Annotated in this window: 1 pseudogene; it reads left to right on the top strand. The window is 62.3% G+C overall.

Going from position 1 to position 223, the window contains the following annotated elements:
• Positions 1 to 223, top strand: a pseudogene (locus E4K09_RS02810) (GntR family transcriptional regulator); the annotation flags it as partial.

The following is a 223-nucleotide window of genomic DNA, read 5'->3' as shown; positions in this document are numbered from 1 at the left end:
TTTCGCAAACCCCAATTCGGGAGGCTCTCAGCCGACTTGAAGCCGAGGGTTTGGTGGTGAAGACCCACCTCGTCGGTTACAGCGCGGCACCTCAGCTCACGCGCAAGCGGTGCGACGAGCTCTACGAACTCCGCCTGCTGCTTGAGCCCCATGCAGCTGGCAGAGCGGCCGAGCTCATGGACGAAACAGCGCTCGGCGAGCTCAAGCACCTTGCTGCAGCAAT

The sequence above is a fragment of the Microvirga pakistanensis genome (assembly GCF_004458765.1).
Lineage (GTDB): Bacteria > Pseudomonadota > Alphaproteobacteria > Rhizobiales > Beijerinckiaceae > Microvirga > Microvirga pakistanensis.
The sequence above is the reverse complement of the archived record's forward strand: the minus strand, read 5'-3'. Positions and strand labels throughout refer to the sequence as shown.